General features: G+C 48.9%; 21 protein-coding genes and 1 other RNA gene. 3 read left to right on the forward strand and 19 right to left on the reverse strand.

Going from position 1 to position 22,140, the window contains the following annotated elements; translation table 11 throughout:
* Window positions 1–7 precede the first annotated feature (7 nt).
* From tdcD to HWQ15_RS04955, 5 genes are all read right to left on the reverse strand, one after another.
* Window positions 8–1,216: a propionate kinase gene (tdcD, locus tag HWQ15_RS04935; RefSeq protein ID WP_063149073.1), complete on the reverse strand. Its 1,209-nt coding sequence runs from the start codon at window positions 1,214–1,216 to the stop codon at window positions 8–10.
* A gap of 30 nt (window positions 1,217–1,246) precedes the next feature.
* Window positions 1,247–2,578, reverse strand: coding sequence for a threonine/serine transporter TdcC (tdcC, locus tag HWQ15_RS04940; protein WP_023307044.1), 1,332 nt, complete (start codon window positions 2,576–2,578; stop codon window positions 1,247–1,249).
* 9 nt (window positions 2,579–2,587) lie between these two features.
* On the reverse strand, window positions 2,588–3,577 hold the full coding sequence (gene tdcB, locus HWQ15_RS04945) for a bifunctional threonine ammonia-lyase/L-serine ammonia-lyase TdcB (RefSeq protein ID WP_032626468.1): 990 nt from the start codon (window positions 3,575–3,577) through the stop codon (window positions 2,588–2,590).
* 96 nt (window positions 3,578–3,673) lie between these two features.
* Entirely contained in the window at window positions 3,674–4,594 is a 921-nt protein-coding gene (tdcA, locus tag HWQ15_RS04950) for a transcriptional regulator TdcA (protein WP_023298702.1), read from the reverse strand.
* A 457-nt stretch (window positions 4,595–5,051) separates the two neighbouring features.
* On the reverse strand, window positions 5,052–5,456 hold the full coding sequence (locus tag HWQ15_RS04955; protein WP_063215983.1) for a hypothetical protein: 405 nt from the start codon (window positions 5,454–5,456) through the stop codon (window positions 5,052–5,054).
* A gap of 122 nt (window positions 5,457–5,578) precedes the next feature.
* Between HWQ15_RS04955 and HWQ15_RS04960 the strand changes: the two genes are divergently transcribed.
* Entirely contained in the window at window positions 5,579–6,787 is a 1,209-nt protein-coding gene (locus tag HWQ15_RS04960) for a type II restriction endonuclease (protein ID WP_047351815.1), read from the forward strand.
* 34 nt (window positions 6,788–6,821) lie between these two features.
* Here the strand turns inward: HWQ15_RS04960 and HWQ15_RS04965 are convergent, their stop codons facing one another.
* From HWQ15_RS04965 to HWQ15_RS04975, 3 genes are all read right to left on the reverse strand, one after another.
* A complete protein-coding gene (locus HWQ15_RS04965) occupies window positions 6,822–8,246 on the reverse strand; it encodes a DNA cytosine methyltransferase (RefSeq protein ID WP_063155341.1) in 1,425 nt (474 codons plus the stop codon).
* Between the two features lie 382 nt (window positions 8,247–8,628).
* The gene (locus tag HWQ15_RS04970) at window positions 8,629–10,047 is read right to left on the reverse strand and encodes a UvrD-helicase domain-containing protein (protein WP_074143544.1); all 1,419 of its coding nucleotides are present in this window, start codon (window positions 10,045–10,047) and stop codon (window positions 8,629–8,631) included.
* Window positions 10,044–11,777 carry an ATP-dependent endonuclease gene (locus HWQ15_RS04975; protein ID WP_059288141.1) on the reverse strand — a complete coding sequence of 578 codons (1,734 nt, stop codon included), beginning with the start codon at window positions 11,775–11,777 and terminating at the stop codon, window positions 10,044–10,046. Before HWQ15_RS04975 ends, HWQ15_RS04970 begins: the two co-directional genes overlap by 4 nt.
* Window positions 11,778–12,033: 256 nt before the next feature.
* On the opposite strand from HWQ15_RS04975, the gene HWQ15_RS04980 reads away from it, so the two are divergent.
* On the forward strand, window positions 12,034–12,648 hold the full coding sequence (locus tag HWQ15_RS04980) for a recombinase family protein (protein ID WP_063155340.1): 615 nt from the start codon (window positions 12,034–12,036) through the stop codon (window positions 12,646–12,648).
* Between the two features lie 16 nt (window positions 12,649–12,664).
* Here HWQ15_RS04980 and HWQ15_RS04985 read toward each other — a convergent pair whose 3' ends face one another.
* Entirely contained in the window at window positions 12,665–13,015 is a 351-nt protein-coding gene (locus HWQ15_RS04985; RefSeq protein WP_063155294.1) for a hypothetical protein, read from the reverse strand.
* 195 nt (window positions 13,016–13,210) lie between these two features.
* On the opposite strand from HWQ15_RS04985, the gene HWQ15_RS23170 reads away from it, so the two are divergent.
* Window positions 13,211–13,405, forward strand: a complete 195-nt coding sequence (locus HWQ15_RS23170) for a hypothetical protein (protein ID WP_063155292.1) — start codon at window positions 13,211–13,213, stop codon at window positions 13,403–13,405.
* A 45-nt stretch (window positions 13,406–13,450) separates the two neighbouring features.
* On the opposite strand, the gene HWQ15_RS04990 is transcribed toward HWQ15_RS23170, so the two are convergent.
* The 10 genes from HWQ15_RS04990 to garL all read right to left on the reverse strand — a co-directional run bounded on the left by HWQ15_RS04990 (window position 13,451) and on the right by garL (window position 22,014).
* Window positions 13,451–13,897, reverse strand: coding sequence for a hypothetical protein (locus HWQ15_RS04990; protein ID WP_223825989.1), 447 nt, complete (start codon window positions 13,895–13,897; stop codon window positions 13,451–13,453).
* Window positions 13,898–14,078: 181 nt separating this feature from the next.
* Window positions 14,079–15,338 (reverse strand): primase-helicase family protein, encoded by a 1,260-nt coding sequence (locus tag HWQ15_RS04995; RefSeq protein WP_063215981.1) that lies wholly within the window; start codon window positions 15,336–15,338, stop codon window positions 14,079–14,081.
* 118 nt (window positions 15,339–15,456) lie between these two features.
* Window positions 15,457–15,921: a hypothetical protein gene (locus HWQ15_RS05000; protein ID WP_063155289.1), complete on the reverse strand. Its 465-nt coding sequence runs from the start codon at window positions 15,919–15,921 to the stop codon at window positions 15,457–15,459.
* Window positions 15,921–16,349, reverse strand: a complete 429-nt coding sequence (locus tag HWQ15_RS05005) for a hypothetical protein (protein WP_063155288.1) — start codon at window positions 16,347–16,349, stop codon at window positions 15,921–15,923. Before HWQ15_RS05005 ends, HWQ15_RS05000 begins: the two co-directional genes overlap by 1 nt.
* Complete coding sequence (locus tag HWQ15_RS05010) at window positions 16,336–16,728, reverse strand: hypothetical protein (RefSeq protein ID WP_063155287.1); 393 nt, start codon at window positions 16,726–16,728, stop codon at window positions 16,336–16,338. Before HWQ15_RS05010 ends, HWQ15_RS05005 begins: the two co-directional genes overlap by 14 nt.
* 310 nt (window positions 16,729–17,038) lie before the next feature.
* The gene (locus tag HWQ15_RS05015; RefSeq protein WP_237764634.1) at window positions 17,039–18,445 is read right to left on the reverse strand and encodes a tyrosine-type recombinase/integrase; all 1,407 of its coding nucleotides are present in this window, start codon (window positions 18,443–18,445) and stop codon (window positions 17,039–17,041) included.
* A gap of 275 nt (window positions 18,446–18,720) precedes the next feature.
* Window positions 18,721–19,097: RNase P RNA component class A (gene rnpB / locus HWQ15_RS05020), an RNA gene on the reverse strand.
* A gap of 32 nt (window positions 19,098–19,129) precedes the next feature.
* Complete coding sequence (gene garK / locus HWQ15_RS05025; RefSeq protein ID WP_022649489.1) at window positions 19,130–20,275, reverse strand: glycerate 2-kinase; 1,146 nt, start codon at window positions 20,273–20,275, stop codon at window positions 19,130–19,132.
* Between the two features lie 56 nt (window positions 20,276–20,331).
* Window positions 20,332–21,222, reverse strand: a complete 891-nt coding sequence (gene garR / locus HWQ15_RS05030) for a 2-hydroxy-3-oxopropionate reductase (RefSeq protein WP_022649490.1) — start codon at window positions 21,220–21,222, stop codon at window positions 20,332–20,334.
* Window positions 21,223–21,243: 21 nt separating this feature from the next.
* Window positions 21,244–22,014 carry a 2-dehydro-3-deoxyglucarate aldolase gene (garL, locus tag HWQ15_RS05035; protein ID WP_003862676.1) on the reverse strand — a complete coding sequence of 257 codons (771 nt, stop codon included), beginning with the start codon at window positions 22,012–22,014 and terminating at the stop codon, window positions 21,244–21,246.
* Window positions 22,015–22,140 lie beyond the last annotated feature (126 nt).

Here is a 22,140-nt window from a genome sequence, read left to right on the forward strand (position 1 = left end):
CGCTTTATCAGGCGTAAGCCGCAGCCGGGGTGACCTTCCCAAGACGGAGGGCGTCCAGCGCGATCATTTTTTCTTCATTGGTAGGGATCACCGCGCAGGCCGCGCGTGACGACTCGGTGGAGATCACGCGCTCACCCGCGCTGCCCGGCAGGGCATTTTTGGACTCGTCGAGGATGATGCCAAACACCTTCAGGTGCTCCACCACCAGCGCGCGTATGAGCACAGAGTTCTCACCGATCCCGCCGGTAAACACCACGCCATCCAGACGGTGCAAGGACGCGGCATGACCGGCGATATGTCGCGCTATGCGGTGGACAAAGGTCTTTATCGCCAGCCGCGCCCGCTCGTTGCCGTCATGCCAGGCTTTCTCCAGCACGCGCAAATCGGAGGAGATGCCGGAGATCCCCAGCAGCCCGGACTCTTTGTTGACCACGCGCTCCAGATCCTCGAACGACTGCCCGGTCTGCCGGGCAATCCACGCCATCGCGCCAAAATCTACGTCGCCACAGCGTGTGCCCATCACCAGTCCTTCAAGCGGCGTCATCCCCATGGACGTGTCCACGCTTCTGCCGTTACGCACCGCGCAAATGGACGCCCCGTTGCCGAGATGGGCAATCACCAGGCCGCTGTCTTCGGCGGAGAGCCCGAGAAGCGCGTGCGCCTGCGCCGCCACGTAGCGGTGAGAGGTGCCGTGGAAGCCGTAGCGGCGCACGCCCAGCTCTTCAAAATAGCGGTACGGCAAGCCGTACAGATACGCCTGCGGCGCCATGGTCTGGTGGAAGCTGGTATCAAATACCGCCACCTGCTGCACCCCGGGGAAGAGTCGCTCTGCGGCTTCCACGCCGCTCAGGTTAGCGTAGTTATGCAGCGGCGCCAGCGGGGAGACCTGGCGGATCTGCTCCATCACCTCTTCCGTGATCAGGGTCGACTCGCTGAAGAGATCGCCGCCGTGGGCAATGCGATGGCCAATCAAAGCCACGCTGCCCATCAGGTCGCGCTTCTCCAGCTCCAGGGCGATGGCGGCCAGCGCCCCTTCGTAGTCCTGATGAGCCAGTCTGACTGGCTCACCCCCATTCACGGAAATAAAGGCTTTTTCTGTGTTGATGCCGTCCGCAATGCCCGTCAGCAGGGCATCGCAGCCTGCGGCGTCCAGCACCGAAAACTTAACAGAGGACGATCCGCAGTTAATGACCAGTACTACCGGAAACTCAATCATGGTATGGCTCCGCTCTTCCTGAGCTTTGGTTTAAAACAGTTTGTACACGATATTCAGAATGGTCAGCAGGCCGACCACGGTTACGAAGATGTTCTCGGTCCGGCCTTTGTATTTCGCCAGCGCCGGTGCTTTGCGGATGGCGTACATCGGCAGCAGGCACAGCAGAGAGGCGATAATTGGCGCGCCCATGGCTTCAATAAGGTCCAGAATGTTCGGGTTGGCATAGGCCACAATCCAGGTGGAGCCCATGATGAAGACCATGCTGATGGTGTTCAGCTTGCCCACGGAGACGTTCTTCTTGTCGCCCTTGTAGCCGAACTTAACGATCAGGCCGTTCAGCCCCTCCAGCGTGCCCAGGTAGTGACCGAAGAAGGATTTAAAGATAGCGACCAGCGCGATGATGGACGCGCCGTACTCCAGCACCGTGGCGAACGTGGATTTACTGCCTGACATCGACGCAAAGTGGTTCGCCAGGTAAGAGAGCACCGGAATGTTCTGCGCTTTGGCGTCCGCCATGTTCTGCGGAGAGAGCGTAAACAGGCAGCTAAAGGCGAAGAACATCACCACCGCCACCATCAGCAGGCTGGCGCGACCGATGATTTTGGAACATTTCTGCTCGGTGAATTCTTTACCAAACTCCGGCTCGTACTCTTCGCGCTTGGAGACCACAAACGAGGAGACGATAGGCGAGAAGTTGAAGGAGAAGACCATAATGGAAATCCCCAGCCACACCGTGACAAGAATGCCGTCATGACCGGTGAAGGCAATATCGCTCAGGTTAACCTGGTCGATCACCGCTGAGTTCCAGTACGGGATCAGCGAGAGAGAAATCAGCACCAGGCTGGCGATGAACGGGAACACCAGGTAGCTCATCACCTTCACCATCAGGTCTTTACCGAACCAGATCACAAAGGCCATCAGCAGCAGCAGGAACAGCGCTACCACGCCGCGGTTCAGGGCAGGCATCTGGAGCTGGTTTTCCCAGAAGGTCATAAAGGTGTTGGTAATGGTGACGCCGTAAATCCACAGCAGCGGGCAAATAGCAAAGAAGTAGAGGAAGGTGATCACCACCCCGCCGGTCTTACCAAAATGCTCCTCCACCGTTTCGGTGATGTTGCCGGAGACGTTACTGCCGGACAAACACAGACGCGCCAGCGCGCGGTGGCAGTAAAACGCAATCGGGAACGCGAGTACCAGCATCAGCAGGATAGGGATCAGGCCGCCAAAACCTGCACGGATAGGGAAGAACAGCACGCCTGCGCCAATGGCGGTACCAAACAGGCCGAGCGTCCAGGTGGTATCCGATTTACGCCAGGTGGACGTTTTTGTCTGGCCAACGATAATGCTTTCTGTGTTGCTCATAGGTCACCTTTATGCGTCAACGAAGCCGGTAATTTGGGAAACACGGGAGAGATCAATATTGCCACCGGAAATAATGCAGACGGTTTTACGGCCCTGAATATAATGGTCCAGCTTGCCGCTTAATAACGCCGCGCACGCCAGCGCGCCAGCACCTTCCGTAACCACTTTATTTCGCTGAATAAGCGCGATCATGCTGTTGCGAATCTCGTCTTCGCTGACCAGCACAATGTCGTCAACCAGTTCACGAACGATTTCGAAGGTTAAATTACCCGGGCGAGACACGTCGCAGCCGTCCGCTAATGTGCCGGTAATGCGGTGGTTCGTTATTTCACCGGTCTGATACGACGCCGCCATTCCGTGCACGTTTTCAGACTGCACGCCGATAATATTGATAGTTGGGTTGATGGATTTAATTGCTGTCGCAATACCGGCAATTAAACCACCGCCGCCGATGGGGACAATCACGTTATCCACGTCGTATAAATCTTCGAGGATTTCCAGGCCGATGGTGCCCTGACCGGCGATCACTTTCGGATCGTCGTAAGGCGGGATAAATATGCGCCCTTCCATCTCGACGATTTCGCTCACTTTGGCGATAGTGTCGTTAAAGTTCTCGCCATGCAGCACAACTTCGGCGGAGTAGTCGCGCGTGGCGGCCACCTTGGATTTCGGCGCGCCCATAGGCATTACCACTTTGCCGTCGATGCCGAGCATGGCGCAGGAGAGCGACACCCCCTGCGCGTGGTTCCCTGCGGAACAGGCAACCACGCCCTTGCGTTTTTCCGCATCGGTCAGCGAGCTTAATTTATTAAACGCCCCACGTATTTTAAACGAACCGGTACGCTGCATATTTTCAAATTTCAGGAATATCTCACCCTTACACCGTTCGCTCAGATAATTTGAACGCGGCATACCGGTTTTATAGATCTTTCCCGCCAGTCTTTTTCTCGCGTCCTGAATATCTTCAATGGTCACCGGGAGATCGTAAGTAATGTGCATAATATCCTCGTTATAATAATTCATTATTTTCAGGCAAAGTCAGGGTATCAGAGCGTTAAAAATCGTCGCTCCGGGTATTTTAAATCATCATTATTTCTATCGTCGTTTTTCGATATTCATCGACGAATATTGTTTTGCCAGTTCAACTAATACTGACGCCGATTTTTTAATACTGTAATTTTTTGACCACACGGCGGCATAACGCGCCACAGGTAATGCATCTTCCACCGGCAGGACAATAAACTGGTCCGAGCCGAATGGCGCAATCATGTCACGGGGGATCACCGTCAGGTAATCGGCATTGAGGACAAGGTTATAGATGGTGACGACAGAATCGGTCTGGACGATGTTTTCAATGCTGATGTGGTTATCTTGCAGGGTGGTCAGGAGTTCGTTGTAGTAGCCCATATCGGTTTGCGGCATCACCCACTGCTCGTGTGTGAGCGATGCCAGTCTGGTCGGGCCGGTGCACGTTCGTGATTTACTCGCCACCAGCACAAACTCAGATTCAAAGAGTGGCTCAACGTGAAGATCCTGGAGCAACATCCCGTCGCTCAGCGTGCCGATGGCGAAATCCAGCCGGCCATCGCGAATGGCGGGCAGGAATGAAGAGAGCTGCGCTTCATACATTGAGACGCGCGCCTTCGGGAACACTTCCTTGAATTTTTTGATCATCCCGGACAGGAAGGTGAAGCCAATCAGCGACGGATAGCCGAAGGAGACGTCCATGACGGTACTGAAACTGAGGCTGTTGATCTCGCTCACCATGTTTTTCATTTCGCGGGTGATCGACTCAGCGTAGGACAGCAGCACCTGACCGGCGGCAGTGAGTTTTACGCCGGTGTTTTTACGCACCATCACTTCCACCCCAAAGTAAGATTCGATGTCGCTGATGATTTTGCTGACGGCAGGTTGCGTCAGCCCCAGTTGTCTTGCAGCAGAACCTATAGAGCCACTTTTGATGACTTCCTGAAATACCACGAGGTGCTGTGTTTTCGGTAGAATAATAGTATTCATAATATTCTGCGCTTATTTCCCTATGACGCAGCGGATTCTACCCAATATTGTTTCAGGGGGTATGTGCTGTTACTCACAATTTGCCAGGATGCCCTTTTTACAACCACATTTAAAATCGATTTATAATCTTATTATTCAAACAGTTAGATAGCTAAAAATACGCAATTACGCTGATATTGATCAACAAAATCCGCGGTAATAAATTTATTTTATGGCAATAACCAGCATGAATTTTTTTGCCTTAACAATATTAATAAAGACTATCTTTCAGGCAATTAAAGGTTAATAAACCATCATTATTCTTTTAAAACATTTTTGTGGTTTATCAACTTTATCAGGAATATTTTCTCAGCTTCCGGTTAAAGAGTGGGATATATCACACATTCACCAGAAGAATGTTTTTAGATTCAATATTAAATTATCAAATGAATAACATTCAGCATCACTGATTCAACATTCACAACATCTGTTCAACACTAAAATTTTCTAATTTTATAGCGTTAAATTTTGTGATTACGATCATGCGCAGCAGATGAAAGGAACGCATAATCGGTAAAGCAGTGAAATGTGCTTGGCGTCGCAAAATTGAGAATTGATGTCGTTTGGCGCTTCGCTGACCCGGCCTGCAACCTTCAGAAAACAAAAACCCCGCCGAAGCGGGGTTTCGTAAGAAGTTGAAGCTGACCGATAAGTCAGCTTTGTATCCCATGCAATCAAGCACCAGAAGCGGTGGAATGCGGGTTGTAGCCCACAATGTATCCCATTCTGTATCCCATTTGAAGTGTACGATACGCCGATCTGCTTGCAAGGGATCAAATGCCAAGAGCTGGGGATGCATCCATCCTGGGGTGTTCATATGCATTTAGCTCCGTGATAGTCACACCTGCACTTATTCACTTAATTAATCAAGGAAAGTTTGCTGGCTCCCCTTGCGTTTCTGTGGAAAAATTGAGCTTCGAACTTTCAGACAACAGAGGGATGCTTATGTCGGTTTTTCAGGACTGGCTGCTCAGGATAGCTGGTGACAATTACTTTCTCTATATCAAACGATTGTCTGCCAATGATACTGGCGCAACAGGTGGACATCAGGTAGGACTATATATTTCTTCCGACATCGCTGAAAAACTACTTCCTTCCATCAACAATACCCAAGAACTGAACCCGTCTGTTTTTCTTACCGCGCATGTTTCATCACATGAGTATCCGGACAGCGAGGCTCGGGCTATCTATTACAATAATCGTTTTTTTGGCGGGACCCGGAATGAGAGAAGAATCACTCGCTGGGGAAGAGGAAGCCCACTCCAAGATCCTGAAAATACAGGAGCCCTTACGCTTCTGGCCTTCAAGCAGGATGAGCAAGGCGGTGATAGTTCAGAGGTGAACATATGGGTCTGCGTCAATCCTGATGAAGAGAATATTATTGAGTCCGTTATAGGGGAAGTCATCCCTGGGACGCTTTTATTTGGGCCATCCAGTGAAATTCTGGGGGGATTGTCTCTACAACATGTCCCAGTGAATCATAAATACAATATACCTGACGCCTGGAAGCAGCAGTTCCCATCAGGTAGTGAAATTATCCAGTATGCTGGCGGGCACTACGCAAAAAACTCCAATGACCCAGACGAACAGTTGATCGATCGACGCCGTATAGAGTACGACATTTTTCTTCTGGTAGAAGAGTTTCACGTACTGGACATCATTCGTAAGGGGTTTGGCTCAGTCGATGAGTTCATTGCACTGGCAAATTCCGTCAGTAATCGCCGAAAATCAAGAGCGGGAAAGTCACTTGAGCTACATCTTGAACATCTTTTCGTTGAGCATGGTCTACGACACTTTGCCACGCAAGCAGTAACTGAGGGCAATAAAAAACCTGACTTTCTATTCCCATCTGCTGAGGCTTACCACGATATCGGATATCCCGAAGAAAATCTCCGTATGTTAGCCGTGAAGACAACATGCAAAGACCGTTGGCGTCAGATACTAAACGAGGCGGATAAAATTAGGCAGATACACCTTTTCACTCTACAGGAGGGAGTTTCTCAGGCTCAGCATAGTGAAATGCGAGATGCAGGGGTAAAACTGGTTGTACCATCATCATTACACAGGAAATATCCGGAAGCGGTGAGAGGTGAACTAATGACGCTGGGGGCTTTTATCGCTGAGCTCACAGGGCTTTACGCAGAACTGCCATAAGAAGCTCCCGGCATGTGGAAGCCGGGAGTATCCGTTATGTCTTATCAGGCTTGGCAGAAATAGCCTTGAGAATGTAAGGCTCCAGTAGTCTGGCTACTGCTTCAAAGACAGGGACCACAACGGAATTACCGAACTGACGATATGATTGAGTGTCAGAAACCGGAATCCGGAAAGGCTTGCCGTCTGGCGTTTCAAAGCCCATGAGGCGTGCGCACTCGCGGGGAGTCAGTCTACGTGGTCGGCGAGCTTGGTTTTCAGCATTCGCAAAATCGACTTCACCTACTGCCATATCCCAGCCACGGTCTATCAGAATCTCGGATCCATCTTTATGGTAACGAGCAGAAAGTGTGCGGGCCACGCTTTCTTTATCTTCGGGGTTAACGAGACCAAAACCAAAACCGTTGCCCTTAGCTGCATGCTTTTTAGCATAGTTGTAAAGGTACTCCCAGAGTTTAGGCGTGAGGATATATTTGCTATCAACCACTGGTTCCAGTAGCTCTCCAAAGGATGGACGTTGTTCGGGATAAAATCGACTGACATCGCGGAGGGTAAAGCCATTGTGAATATTCAGGTCGCGACGGAAACCCACCAGAACGATACGTTCACGATGCTGAGGAAGAAAACGCTTACCATCTATGACTTTAGGATCACTTTTCCCCATGTCATTTGCATCGGCAACTTCATAACCCAACTCGTCAAGCGTTTCCATGATGACCTTAAAGGTTTTACCTTTGTCATGGCTTTTCAGGTTTTTGACGTTCTCAAGCACAAAAATGGCTGGTTTTTTTGCCCGGATAATGCGTGCCACATCAAAGAAAAGTGTTCCTTGAGCCTCACACTCAAAACCATGTGCGCGACCCAGCGAATTTTTCTTACTCACTCCCGCAAGGCTGAAGGGCTGGCAAGGGAAGCCAGCCAGAAGCACATCATGGTCTGGAACATGTTCGTCGATGTAGGCATAAGCATCTGTCTCTGATACCTCTGGCTTGTCACTAAGGGTGACTTCTCGGATATCGAGATTAAATGTATGCGCTTGCTCGTCATTAAACCAGTTAGCTTTATAGGTGCGTACCGCTTGTTTATTCCATTCGCTTGTAAAGACACACTGGCCCCCGATCGCTTCGAATCCCTTACGAATCCCGCCAATCCCGGCAAAAAGGTCAACGAAACGAAACGCGTACTCTGGATGATTTGCTGGCGGTTCCGGAAGCATTTTTCGAAGAAGTGCCTCTTCGGCTGAGCTCAATGACTTGGGGGAACATTTATCATTGATCCAGCGGTTAAGCGTTTCCCGGCTCCAATCGTTTTTGCCAACTTTTCTTAAGAGCTCAGCCACATACTTTTGATCATAGATTTCCAGTACCTGCTCAATGAGTTTTCTATCATTTTCCTGTCGCTGCTTTTCTTCTGCTTCTACTTTTTCAAGAAGATCCTGCGCCAGTAATTCAAATTCTGACATAATGCCTCCAATGGGTCTCATGAGTGACACTCTATCACTCATTTAACCCAGATGGAAATTTTATTACTGTTTATTTAAACAGTGTTTTACATATTTTCTATCAATACTTGAAATCTGTCTCCAATAACACTGCACGCAAGACTAAAAATTATTTAATATCAAAAGGATACTAACAAAAACTTAGGTTAGTAACTGGTTTACCGCGCCAATGCTTAAAGAGTTAAGCACCGTTCAAAAGAGCTCCGCCTTACTCACTGGCATCTCCGCCGAATATCAGTAGGCAATTAATCACTCCTTTCCAATGAGCATGAAATTTATCTTTTAAAATCAATTGATTAGTTAAAGATTCAATATTTTTAGGCTTGTCTAATCAATCGCTTAATCATCCTATATATTGGTGTGTAGAAAAAACACTGACTGACTTTGCCCCTCTTGAAAGAGCAACGTAAAGATGCCTCGCGTTCATTCCACGGCCTTGAGCATTAAGGATCAAACAATGGTCTGCTTCAAGCCCTTTCAATAGTAACGTGGAACCTATTGCCCTTTTTGGTATTCGATTATCTCCTACTTGTCGTAAACGCTCGCGAATGATAGAAGCTGACTCAAACATACTTTTCTGTGGACTACCAATAGACATAGATATTGTATCTTTTAAGGCTTTAAAGGCTGCTTTACGATAAACACGTGCCCCGTCATTCTTTTCCAATTGCAGAAGAGCAGATAAAATACTTGACCGTGAATTGGAATTTACAACATCACATAATGCTTGTTCGCATTCTGTAGCCGGTTTTTCATTACGACCGTTTAGAATGGTATCAATACGGCGCTTAGTTACTGCTGCATCAACATTCGTAATCATTTTAGATACATTATCTACGATTGAATCAGCAAGTGATTTACCTTTCTTTTCGTCAAATTCCTGAGCTGCCGTTATAATTCCCGAAAGTTGGACCTGTTCAACAACATCTATACGGGGATTTCCCTGAGCATAACTGTGACGAGATTGTTCATCCATAGACGCTCCAATGACTAATAAGCTGTCATTAGGATAGAGTTCTAATATCGATCGTTCGACTTTGTAATTGCTGGAACGATCAGTTTGATAATCTCCACTAAGGGGATGCCAAAAAATGTGCTGGGGGCAAGAACTCAAATCGACCTTTTCTCCAGACATTAAAATTTCACGAGCCTGAAGAATCCATTCTCCCAATATTGGAGAATTGGCATTATTCCATCGCCAAGGTGTCGTTAGGGTTCCTAACAATGGAAACTGTTGCTCAACCTCAGACACCCAGTCAGGCATTGCACCACTAAAATCAAAGATACATTGCATAGGATCACCAAAAACTACTGTCGGTAATTGGTTGGAAAGTGAAACGATTAACTGGTGCTGATCCATATTACAGTCTTGATACTCATCAACATAAAGTCGTGAGTACGATGCTTTAAGAATTTTAGACAGAGCACCAGAAGCAATGAATGTGTTAACAACCCGCCGCATCTCGGGATAAAATAGCTTAGGGCTTTCTGCCGACGAGTGCATGGGGCAAGATGCAGCAAAATTGTGAGCAACTCGTAATGCCCAACCATCGATAGTTGTTACCACAAAATTTTGGTTTGCTATTTTAAATTTCCTAAGCCTCTTCTTAAGGGCTGCAACCCCAGCAGTTGTATGAGTTAGAACCAAAATAGGTTTACTGTGTGGATTATTTAAAGCGGCAACGATTAGCTGTGTTTTACCGCATCCAGCGGGAGCTACAACAGACCCACGTTCAGAAGTAAGTATTTGGTTTATATTCATTGCTGATGGCCTTCTTCACAAGCCCACTGATAAATTCCATTCAGTACAATTTGGAACTCATTTTTAAAAGTTTTGAAGTTTGGTCCAATATATTTTCGTGATAACTCTTCAGATTTCGCTATATTTTTAAACCACTTATAGCTTCCTGCTGCCTGATATAAGGCCATGCGCATTCTTTCTTCCGGCTGGTTTAAACAATTCTCCAATTTAAACTGATTAGCTGACTTGTTTTCAATATGCTGGGCAACCTCTTGTCGACCATTAAGTTCTATAGCAAGGTTGATTAGCTTAGGAATAAGCGTAATATCACACCAAGAAAAAATGGCACCCTCTGTTGATAAACCATGCCCCCACTCATAAATCCTTACACCTTTTGCAATACATTGCGCTGTTTGGCCCGCATGTGCGGCATCTTGAATATCTGAATCCTTAAGGATTGCCGTAGGATAACCGAGACTTGAGAAAATCTCAGCACGAACAAAATAATTACTTCCGCCGTTCCCGTCAGTGCAAAAAACACCTTTAGATAGAAAGCCTTCGTGATTGATATCTTGACAATATAATTCTAATCCTCGAATAATTCCGACTTCAGTAGCACCTTCACCAACTATTACCTTTTTACTAAAAAATGCCTCAGCACAAGCTCTCAGCGTCGCCTGCTGATCATCACCACCACCTAAGCTGAGAATATTATGAGATATACCATCGGCCTGATGCAGGGGAGGTTTTTTTCTTATAACATGTAATTGCTTTGACTGTAATTCTCGCAAAACATATGGTGAATGAGTAGTTAAAAATACTTGTTGTAATGGGTTCTCTTCTTTCGCCCCTAATTCGTTAAGGAGCCTTGATATTCTGTATGGTTCCAGCCCATACTCGGCCTCATCAACCAGTAACATTGTTGACTGACTCGTAGCTTTCTGTATACCGCTAATAAGTAACCGGGAGGATCCAGTACCTAACTGCCGCAAAGGAGTCCCATCGCTACCATGCAGACTAATAGCTCCGTTAGACAAGGTGATTCCATTAACGTCTAATAATGCCTTAAGCTCTCCTAAAGGCACGCCCAATTTGTTACCTATTGATTTTACGTCTTCAAGAACTTTATCCAAACCTTCTATCGGATTAGCAGCAAACGCATTACGAGTCTGTCGTGATAATTGTGTTAAGACAGATGTGACATCAAACCTCTCCTCCGAAAGTTTGTTAAGCACTGATCGACTACCCCATGCGAGATTATTGTAAGGAGTAACACCTAATCTTGATGGAGAAATCATCTCACGATGTTTCCATGGAAGACGACGCTCAACTCCGTCAACATCTGCTCTTAATGAATAGAGCCGCCAATCTGGTTCTAAATCACTCTCAACAACAAGTTTTAACGTTAATACAGGTTCATAGTCCAGATGTGGTTCATCATGAATTTCACATGTTTCAGAATTAAATGATCTTAAAAAAGGCCCATATCTTTCAAAGTTCAATAATTCATCATTAAGCATTCCGATCGTTATAGAAATAGTGATCTTTTTAGTTACATCTAAGCCATAGAAATCAGCATCATTAAATGTGTAAGATCTCCTTGCCCCAAGAGCAAGGTCAATGGCATCAAGAATCGTCGATTTGCCTGAGTCGCCAGGACCAATTAAACAGTTGAGACCAGGGGATGGTGACCACGAAAGTTTTTTTATTACCCGAAAATTCTCTACCTCTATATGACGAATCTTTGGCATGAGATTGACTTCCTTTTACACTTTATAGTTAGAAATATCAATGTATCAGCTTTCAGTTATCGTCTAAAGAATCATCAATTCTGTTTACCCTCTCAAATCACAAATTTCTTACCTTCATCTTAGAGATCTCTTTAGGGTATACCTCACTGACAACGTGATATTTAGTATCATTAGGGTATCGATAGTAGAGAATTGATAACGTTTCATCCGTACTGTATACTTTGAGTATTGAAATGAAACCTCAAAGAGACAAATGATGAACGTCCTAATTTATGCACGAGCCTCTACCAGAGAACAAGATTCCACACGTGCTGTCCCGGCGTTGCGTGAGTTTGCAGGGGAACGTGGATGGGCTATCAGCAAGGAATATGTCGAGAATGCTTCCGGTGCTTCCCTTGAACGTCCTCAGCTATCTCTGTTGCTTGATGAGGCTGATAACGGGGATTTATTGCTGGTAGAGTCTATCGACCGCCTGAGCCGTCTGGAGGCCGCACAATGGGAAAGTTTGAAGCGTACCATTCAGGATAAGGGATTAAAGCTGGTGGTGGTGGATTTGCCCACCTCATGGAATATGCTTCAAGGGAAAAAATCTTCCCTTGTAGTGGACGGCATCATGGCGGCAGTTAACAACATGCTGATCGATATGCTGGCTACCATGGCCCGTCAGGATTATGAGACTCGTCGTGCACGTCAAAAGCAAGGTATCGAGAAAGCAAAAAAGGCGGGTGTGTATGTCGGTAAGGCTAAGGATGAAAGAGCGAGGGAGGTTGTTAAATCATTACTCAGTGCAGGACACAAACCCGCTAAAGTGATGGAACTGGCTGGCGTATCACGCGCCACTTTTTACCGCATCAAAAAGGAAATGGCGTGATTGCTCACGCCTAATTTTAAGCCTCAGAACACAAACTAAGCGTATAGATAGCGGTCTGCCCGTCGTTGTTAGTTGGGCGCATAACGAAAACAGGATCACTACCGTTGTCAATATAAGTGACCGCTATTCCACCGTCAGGGGTGGCATACATCTTCGCAATACTTTTCTCTCCAATGAAACCCAGCCGCCAGGTTTTACCACCCATGCTGACCTTCATGCTTTTGTCCTGCACATCGAGGCGAGTCTCGACTGAAGATTTTTGGCTACCAGAATCGATCTGCCCTTCCTGAATGGCCTTACAGGTGAATGTGGTTGCACTTGAGGCGAAGGGGAGAATGATCAGCGCCGTGAGAATCAATCTTTTCATGGTCTTCCTTTTTTGGTTGTCAGTTAAGAATTCATCGGGAGCCATTATAAAATTGTTAATTGACAAAAACGATCAATTTCTATTGAATCGATCGATAAAATTGATCAACATTGAAACTATAACATTTATGTGCAGTTGTTATGAATGGATAGATTTTGATAACGAAATCAACGGGAGGAAGTTGTGAGAAGAGAAATGGTGGTGATATGTGGGCTACTGTTTTCACCGTTGGCGGCAGCAGGACAGATCACAATGTCCGCTCCTCAGCAGGAAACGACGGAGAGTGGAAAGACGCTCTGTACGTACCAGAACAGCATTTATCTGTTCACCTACGTCACCAAAGGAAAATGTCCATATACCAAAACCTTTCAAACCGATGATGCAGAGTAAGTGCACAGCAATGTGATGAAAACGCCACTCCTGCCGTACATTTTATCAATCACAAGTGCCTGTGGAGGCAATAAACCGCCCATCTTCAATACGCCAGCGCCACGCTCGGTTTCCACTCACGTTCAGATAGAACTCTTCCAGATCGTAATTAATCGGCTCACGCGATTCTGCTGGTAGGATTACATCGTTCAGATCCTGCTGCAAAACCAAGAAACCAGGAACTACCTCTACGAAAGGCAATCCCTCCCATTCGTTGTAAACACCGTTTATAGCGCCTGTTGGCGCACCCAACGCTCTTAACTGAGCATCAATTTCAGAGTTTTTTTGTCTTGCCATAGATAAAGTCTCTGGCGCTCTGCTGCGCCATTTGGGGAATGATGAATCCTGTCCGATATTCCTCGGATCAGGGGATAGATAAGTTTTTTTAATTTCGCGTTTACACGAAGTTGTTAAGCAAACATGCGTTTTCGTCGTGGTGGCGACCTTCGCCATTAGCCAAGGTGCCACGCATAACGAACGATTGGACACGTGTTATGTTCCAACTGGGTTGTCACAGTCTTAATGAATAAGAAAAAAAGATTTAGGGCCGTTAGGGACGCTTGCCCCGTTTAGGCCTTATTTCCCAAGGGCTGGGATAGTACGGCTCTATTTTGTCAGGGCCGTTTTAGGGCTGTTATGCAGCTTCGATCTGAGGGTAGTATTTCGACAGATACCATTCACGTGCGTGTCCCTTATCCATGTCAGAATGATACCAAAGCGCACCCTTTGTTAACGGAGTGTCCTTAAATCGAGTGAGAGTGAATAATCTTGCGCTGGTATAACCGTGTTTACTTAGCCAATCCGTTGCTTCATTGTCCCGACTGAATGCCGGACAACCTTCACGAAAAGCATTGAAAGAGAACACTTGGTGGCTTTCGGTGAATACTGCCGCTTCTGACTCTGCCGGGGAGACACTTGCCTGTTTCATCCGTTCCAACGCTGCGCTGTGTGGTGGTCGGTATGGATTGAAGTCACTGAGATCGTATTGCATGAACCAACGATAGATGGCCTCCAGCCCGCCAGCTTCTAACCAGTCGCTAAGGCGTACGATGAATGCTGCTGTTTCATCGTGATCCACTTGGTGCTTAATGAAGTGTGTCGCATAGTGGCGGCGGTCGTTATCGTCCACTTCTATTGGCGTTGGACTGTTGCTAAACGTCATGAATCGCGTGTATGTCGCTACCTTACGGGCATTCTCGTATAACGGTCTAATGTCCACTGTTGGTTCGGTCTGTATAGACTTCAGTGATTCTGCAACTCGGCGGCTTGCTTTCGGAGGATCATCGAAAACAATTATCAGATTATCGGCTAACGCGCCGTTATGTTTTTCGGTCAGCTGAGCGTAGCTCGAATAATGTTTGGTTTGTCCCGCCAACAGTGGTGTCAGTATTTGCTGAAAGAGGAACCCTTTACCCGTTCCGGTATCAGATGGGATCACGAGATGCCATGTTGGGCGTTCTTCTGGACGCTGGAAGCAGTGTGCTAACCATGCGCAGACGTTGGTGCGATCCGTTTCATCCGGGAACATCCTCACTAAGTATTCGAACCATGGTGTAAGGATGTCTACTGGAGCCTTGTCACTGGAGAATCTGCGATATGTGTTCAGTGTCCCATCCTCAGAAAGGCCAGACGGCAACGCCGGATTGAAGATGCTTTGAGCGATGAATGGAAGTGTTCTAAATACAACTGACTGCCATTGTGGGTTCCATGAGCCTCCTGAAAAACGAGCGTAATGTACTGCAAGGGAATCGAGACCGTGATCAGTGCATGTGTTGATGTTGCGTAGCTTAACTCCACCAGGCAGTGAAATCAGGGCGTATCCTTGACTACGCAGGTGTAACGAGAAGGCTTCAACTGGAAGTGTGGCTGAGTGTGTGGTCGTCTTTTGGATCATAGGTATCGTGCTCCTGTGCGTCGTATAAAAGTTTAATAATCTGTGCTGCGCGTGAACGGTGTTCGCGCGTTTCGTCTAACCATTGTTCAATGTCTTTTGGAACGATTAACTGCATGGCTTAGTTTCCTGTTGTTGAAGGCTTTTCATAAAGCAAATGGTCGTAGTACGCCCATGCTGTCCCGTAATAAACGCCGAGGTTTCTGATGTACTTCAGGAAATGTTCCCAGCTAAGGTAGTGCCAGATCTCCAGAGCGAACTCATAAATTTGCGTGGTTACTGCATCATTACGTCCCAACCATGCATCAAATAACGGCTGAGCGAACTGCTGCGGCTTCCAACCCTGCTGAATTAGGAAGGCTCGCACCTTTCCCTCAAACGTGTTTGTTGAGCGATTGAGGACCAACCTACATGTCCCTGTATCGTGGTCATGGTCGATGCATGGAGAATTTAGTCTGGTGCCGGTAATAGGGTCTTTACCATCCTGGAGTGAGGACATCATTTCTCTGTAAGCCGGGCGTTGCCGGGAGGCTAACCGCCGGGAATCTGACGGCATAGCGAACTGTTGAAATTGTACGTCTACCATCACACCTCGAATGCTGCGAAGATCGCTTGTTCAGTAGTGATAGCGTCTTTGGCTGACTGTTCGGCTGCTACTGCTTCCTGCTTTCGCTGGCGTTGTTGACGGACGATTTCCAACACTTCTGCGGCGATATCAGACTTCAGACGTTCAGATGCCGCCGCTACAGCCTCCTGGCGTTCCTGTACCAGCAGAATCTCCGGTTTAAACATGCTCACCTCGAAGAAAGGCGAAGATTGATAATGGTTGCAGGCTTGAGGATTGAGGATGTAACCGTTGTCCAGATAAGCAGCCGCCTTAGTGATGACCAGCGGGAACACCTCGTTGAAGACGATGGTGGTGCTGACTTCGGACAATGCTACTTTTTCCGCTTGCGTGATACGTTCGTCATAAAGACGCTGGATGAGGGCTGTTTGTTCTTTAGTTAGTTTCATTAATAATGCGCTCCTTTGCTTTTAGGATTTTGTTCAGGTTGATAGATTTGCAGCACTTACAGCGGAATGGGCTATCGTAGCTGGTAGCTGCTTGACTTAGGAAATAGCCATCATGTTGATGGATAAGCTCGTTTTTTTCATACTCATTAAGATGCAGGTGGGCGTTGTTGTAGCCCCACTTGTTCACATAATCTTCGAAGGTAAAGACGTGATGCTGCTGGTATTCAAGCCACAGAAGGAAGCCGATTCGCTTCGGTGTCTGCGGCAGTCCTGCCATCTTCAGCCGCGATTTGCACGCGTGCCATGTGGTGTGGTCTACCTTGCCGCGCAGACGTGCGGAGTCCGTTACGTCGATTGACGCTAAGTTTTTATTTTCCAAATAATGATTTCCTGATGGTAATAAAAAACCCGCAAGCGGATTGATCCAGCCTACCAAGGAGAAGAGGCAGAAACTGGCACCTGCGGGATTTTATGTGTTTCGGTGGGTTGTCGGGGAAATCTTCCCCTTAACTACATAGTAACACGAATCATTCTCATTTGTCAAGGGGTTTATTATCTTTGTTATTGGAATCAATAAACTACACAATACTAAGTGGCGACACACTTGATGAGAGACACACTTTGTGTGCCATAATTTATAAAAGTAGGGGGAGAATTCCCCCTGCACTTACAGAGGAGTTTGTGGGAGTTTAGTCCCAGCAAATACCATCAACTATTGGAAGTAAATTCGTCACAGTAAACTTGTGGGTGTATCGCTGGGTTTGCCCTTCCCCACTATGCTCATGTCCGACCACCTTCTGAACTGGCGTAAGCTCGTTAGTTTTTCGCGCTTCTGTAATAAAAGTGTGGCGAAGGCTGTGCACAATGCGGCGAGCGCCATAGTCATTGAGATAAGGGATCTCAAGAGCCTCACGAATATCGTGGAAAAAGTGGGTGATCTGGTTGAAGTTAGTCAGGTCAGGGAAAAGCGAATCGCCAGCAGAGAATCCCTCTACGTAGTCCAAAAATCCAAGCTCAAGCAGATTAAGTGATAGCGGTACTTGCCTCGTACCTGCTTCGGTTTTGGTATCATCAATCATGATGTAGTAACGCTGGGAATCATCATCAAGACGAACATCCGAACGCTTTAGTTTGGCGATCTCTGCCCGACGTGCACCAGTATAGGCAAGGAGGAGCGGTATCCACTTTTTCCAACCTGATAGAGTTTTGAAGTGGGCCACCAGCCTGCGCATTTCTGTTTTGCTATAGTCTCCATAGCTTTTGCTGTGCGCTTCATAACGGACGTTTAGCGTCGGTGAAGATGCCAGTATATCCATTTCAGATGTTAGGTAGGTAGAGAACAACCCCTGGCATAGCTTCAGATAATCTTTAACGGTCTTCGGTGCCACAAGATCATCTTCGGGAATATCATCAAGATCTAAGCACTCTCGAACCGTCATCTTGTTATATGGCTTCTTGTTCTGAAGGGGTAGGCCCTCCACCACTTCGAGCAAGTTTTTGATATCGCGGCGGGTAATTTGATTCACTGGCGTATCAGCCCCCAGTACTTCCCTGATAACCGTGAAGTACTTTTCGTTTCCCTTCCGAATCTTTGGATTCCAATCTGATTTGAACACCAGAAAACCATCCCATGCCTCTTGCAGTGTCATCACTGGCGCAGGCTCTTCAACCGGAGACACTGCGACAGGTAGAGGAGTTTTCTGTTTCAGATCGTTGAGGATCCGGGAGTACGTCGAAAAATCTTTACTCAGAAAAGCTGCATTGGCCTTCTGAGACTGGTGCAAAAGAATATCGTACTTTGACGCTGCGGCGGCAATGGCACTTTCCATGCCCGTTATGTCGAAACGCAAAGCCAGAGACTCAAGAAAAAAGGATTCTGTCGGGGATGCTTCACCGTTGAGGAGTTGATCTTCGTAGAACTCTTGAAAAAACGCTGCGAACACCTGACCTACATCAGGTGATAACGGCGGAGTTTCATCTCCCCTAATTTTTCGCTGGCGAGCGTCAGAGGGGATATTCTCAACATAACCATAAATCTCCGCATGTTGTGCGGCAACAAAAGCATCAATGTCATGCTGGGAGAGTTTTTTCATCATTCGTATGATTCTCTGTAACTGATCGCGGTGGATAGTACCAGATCGCAAAAGAGTGAAGAATGGCGTTAATCGGGAGATCAGAAACTGGCATCGACGCGGGCTATCCGTACCAAGCGAGCAACGGAAAAACTGGTTATCAGACAATCTGAGGTAAGCGTAGAAAACGCCATTACGCTGAAGCGTATGAGGTAGGTAACAATCGTTGATGTATCCCATGCTGTATCTCATTTGTGCCTCTAAGTGCCTGAGATACATCAACTTATTGTTTTTAAAAAAGTTGAAGCTGACCGATAAGCCGGGTTCTGTCGTGGACAGTCATTCATCTAGGCCAGCAATCGCTCACTGGCTCAAGCAGCCTACCCGGGTTCAGTACGGGCCGTACCATGTGAACCCCTATTTGGCCTTGCTCCGGGTGGAGTTTACCGTGCCACGGACTGTTACCAGCCGCGCGGTGCGCTCTTACCGCACCCTTTCACCCTTACCTGATCCCGCTTACGCGGGCCATCGGCGGTTTGCTCTCTGTTGCACTGGTCGTGGGTTTCCCCCCCAGGCGTTACCTGGCACCCTGCCCTGTGGAGCCCGGACTTTCCTCCCCTCCGCCCGTCTCCCCCGAAAGGGACGACGACGAAGCGGCGACTGTCTGGTCAGCTTCGGCGCGCAGTATAGAGGGTTTGCGCGCCGCTGTCACCCCTGGCTACGCATGCCTACCTGCAATGTGGCCGCGATATTGCGCGAGGCGCGGTAAATGTTGTCGTACGCTCCCTGGAACGCCTCTTCCAGTGAACCGATGCGGGTCAATACGCTGAACACCGCGTCGATGCCGTACTGATGCACCACACCAACATCCTGCGTCAGACTTCCGGCAATCCCTATCACCGGCTTATGGTATTTTTTGGCGACGCTCGCCACGCCGACGGGCACTTTGCCATTAATACTCTGGCTGTCGATGCGCCCTTCTCCCGTCAGCACCCACGTGCAGTCGTGAATATGTTCTTCAAGATTGAGCGCCTGAGTGACAATCTCAATGCCGCTTTTCAGCTCAGCGCCCAGGAAGGCCATCAGCGCCGCGCCCATGCCGCCCGCCGCTCCTGCCCCCGGAACCGGGTTGACGTCAATGCGCAGCGATTTTTTGATCACGTTGGCGTAGTGGCTAAGACTGGCGTCGAGTTCGAGGATCATCTCCTCCGTGGCGCCTTTTTGCGGGCCAAAGATACGCGACGCGCCGCTTTCACCGACCAGCGGATTCGTCACGTCACAGGCGACGCGGATTGCGCACCCCTGAAGACGCGGGTCAAGATCCGAAATATCAATACGGTTCAGCGCCATCAGGCTGCCGCCGCCGTAGCCGATCTCCGTCCCGTTCGCATCCGTAAACCTCGCGCCCAGCGCCTGCATCATACCCGCGCCCCCATCGTTGGTTGCGCTCCCGCCGATACCGATAATGATGTTGCGCGCGCCTTTATCCAGCGCGCGGAGGATCAGCTCCCCCGTCCCGCGCGACGTCGTGACCAGCGGGTTACGCTGCGCGGGAGGAACAAGTACCAGGCCGCTGGCGGCGGCCATCTCGATAAACGCGGTGGTACCGTCGCCCGAGATCCCCCAGCTGGCCTTCACCTTTTCCCCTAACGGGCCGGTGACGACAGCCTGCTGCCAGGTGCCCTGCGTCGCGGCGATCATCGCTTCAACCGTACCTTCTCCGCCGTCAGCAACGGGAACAGACACGTAATGAGCGTCGGGGAAAATTTCCCGAAATCCTTTTTCTATCGCCTGCGCCACCTCAGTGGCAGACAGGCTTTCTTTATAAGAGTCTGGCGCGATTACGATTTTCATAGTTGTATGCCTGAGCCGTAGGCCCGGTAAGCGTAACGCCACCGGGCGGGACGTCATTAGCGAGCAATTTCAACCTTCGCCAGCTTTTCGTAATAGCACGCTAACGCGCTGTGATCGGCGGTGCCCAGACCGTCCGCACGCAGCGCCTGCATCATCTCCATGACGGCGGCAGTCAGCGGCAACTGCGCGCCCACGCCGTGGGAGGTATCCAGCGCATTCGCCAGATCTTTAATGTGCAGATCGATGCGGAAGCCCGGCTTGAAGTTACGATCCATCACCATCGGTGCCTTGGCATCCAGCACGGTGCTGCCCGCAAGACCACCGCGAATGGCCTGATAGACCAGATCCGGATTAACGCCCGCTTTGGTGGCCAGCGTCAGTGCTTCGGACATGGCCGCGATGTTCAACGCCACAATCACCTGGTTTGCCAGCTTGGTGACGTTGCCTGCGCCAATTTCACCGGTATGCACCACGGAGCCAGCCATGGCTTTCATCAGGTCGTAGTATTTGTCGAACACGGCTTTATCGCCCCCCACCATCACCGACAGAGTACCGTCGATGGCTTTCGGTTCGCCGCCGCTGACCGGCGCATCCAGCATCTCCACGCCTTTCGCTTTCAGCGCCTCGCTAATTTCGCGGCTCGCCAGCGGTGCGATAGAACTCATGTCGATCACCACCAGGCCCGGCTTCGCGCCGTCGATAATGCCGTTCTCACCCAGCGCCACCTCTTTCACGTGCGGGGAGTTTGGCAGCATGGTGATAATGACATCGCACTGCTCGGCGATCGCTTTTGCAGTTGTCGCCGTTTCTGCGCCAGCCGCAATCACTTCTGCCACCGCGTCTGAATTACGATCTAAAACCACCAGTGAGTAACCTGCTTTGATGAGGTTTTTGCTCATTGGTTTGCCCATGATACCCAGGCCAATAAAACCCACTTTCAGCGTCATAATCTGTTTCCTCAATGATGGTTATTTTTTAAAAGCGTCTGCTAATTTCTGCGTGGCGGCGCGGAATACGCCGAGGTCGCTGCCGACGGCGACAAACGTTGCGCCCCACTCCAGGTAGCGGCGGGCATCGGCTTCCACCGGCGCCAGAATGCCGCACGGTTTACCGTGCGCTTTGGCACGGGCAAAAATGTGCTGGATTGCCCGCTGCACGTCCGGGTGGCTGGCGTTGCCCAGATGACCAAAGGCGGCCGCCAGATCGCTCGGGCCGACGAAAATACCGTCGACACCTTCGGTCGCGGCAATGGCGTCGACGTTATCGACCCCCTGCTGGCTCTCGATCTGAACCAGAATGGTGATGTTCTTGTTGGACTGGGCGAAATAGTCCGGCACGGTGCCAAACATGTTGGCGCGGTGAGAGACAGACACGCCGCGGATCCCTTCCGGCGGATAGCGGGTGGCAGCTACGGCCAGCACCGCTTCTTCTTCCGTTTCAACAAACGGGATCAGGAAGTTGTAGAAGCCGATATCCAGCAGACGCTTGATGATCACCGGCTCGTTGGTAGGTACACGCACCACCGGTGCGCTGTGGCTGCCTTTCAGCGCCATCAGCTGCGGAATAAACGTGTTGATATCGTTTGGCGCATGTTCGCCGTCCAGCACCAGCCAGTCGAATCCGGCCAGGCCCAGCACTTCGGTGCTGATGGGGTTGGCCAGCGCAGACCAGCAGCCAATCTGAATCTGATGCGCCGCAAGGGCCGCTTTAAATTTATTCGGGAAGATGTCGTTACTCATTACGTATACCTTTTTTAATTCCGCAGTTTTAGCCAGTAGCTTTTCTTATTTATTCCGACTCAGCGTCAGCGTTATATTTATTTACTGACTGAATTTTGGCGTTATAAAATCGTCATTCAGTATAAT

Origin of the sequence: Enterobacter sp. DSM 30060, from assembly GCF_013375955.1 — a bacterium.
Taxonomy (GTDB): Bacteria; Pseudomonadota; Gammaproteobacteria; order Enterobacterales; family Enterobacteriaceae; genus Enterobacter; species Enterobacter intestinihominis.